Annotated in this window: 1 protein-coding gene; it reads left to right on the top strand. The window is 63.2% G+C overall.

All coding sequences use genetic code 11. From position 1 onward, the window contains the following. Positions 1 to 203: 203 nt before the first annotated feature. Positions 204 to 443: hypothetical protein (locus EOA75_RS34715; RefSeq protein WP_206517150.1), on the top strand; the 240-nt coding region annotated here is incomplete at its 3' end.

Here is a 443-nt window from a genome sequence, read left to right as displayed (position 1 = left end):
ATGGATGGGGAAGCGGGCGACAGGCCGGCGGCGATCACCCCGTCGATCAATTTTTCCGCCGCCTCCGGATTCGCCAGAAAGCCCCGGGTCTCGAGATATTGCTCGGCGCTTCGTTTCATGACGTCGTTGTCACCCGAGACGGCGGAACGCAGCGCTGGAAGCGTCTTGCTCCTTGCGAGGTCGCTCCATTCCAGCCAGCCTGCTTGCGCGCCTTCGACCAGGTTGAGCGCGGCCAGATTTTGCCCATCATCCAGGATCTGCCTGATCAGGACACGCTTCCTGCCGTTGTCCAAGCGCGACATGAGCTGGAGGACGAGAAGCGCCAGCCTGCCGCCGGCGGCGACAAGCAAATCCGCCAAACAGGCGACCGCCGCATCGCTGCCGGACACCGCGATCATTCGAACGAGAAAGAGATCGGCACCCTCATCGACGCCGAACTGCCA

This window comes from Mesorhizobium sp. M1A.F.Ca.IN.022.07.1.1, assembly GCF_003997575.1.
Taxonomy (GTDB): domain Bacteria; phylum Pseudomonadota; class Alphaproteobacteria; order Rhizobiales; family Rhizobiaceae; genus Mesorhizobium.
Note: the sequence above shows the minus strand (reverse complement) of the source record. Positions and strands in the feature narration are given on the sequence as shown.